This window comes from Treponema sp. R6D11 (assembly GCF_054786075.1).
The window spans coordinates 1-312 of the sequence record NZ_BDHD01001395.1 but is presented as its reverse complement, the minus strand read 5'-3'; the positions used below and the strand labels follow the sequence as shown (position 1 = coordinate 312).

General features: G+C 46.8%; 1 protein-coding gene. It reads right to left on the bottom strand.

The genetic code is table 11. The features are described from left to right. Positions 1-101 precede the first annotated feature (101 nt). A complete protein-coding gene (locus tag ACYVTD_RS18905; RefSeq protein WP_461249118.1) occupies positions 102-236 on the bottom strand; it encodes a hypothetical protein in 135 nt (44 codons plus the stop codon). Between the last annotated feature and the right edge of the window lie 76 nt (positions 237-312).

Genomic DNA, 312 nt, shown 5'->3' with positions numbered 1-312 from the left:
GTTATAGGGATCGGCGGGGGTGTTTTTGGCTTTTTTTGTTTAAAAAAAGGTAAAGCGGGTGAAAAACTTTTTTTTTTTGCAACACGCGGCCAAATTCCCATTTATAGCCAAAAACCCCCCCCCCCCCCAATTTTTGACGGCAGTCTCCTTCCGCACTGCTCCCCGGGGGGCATAACCCCCAAAAAAAGCCCTACAAGGAAAAAAGACAGCCCAAAAATCGCCGCACCTACGCAGATAACTACAGAAAGCGCGTTTTAAAGAGGAGTTCCTAACACAAAATATTGAACAGCCGCCAGAAAGACGCTTACCATC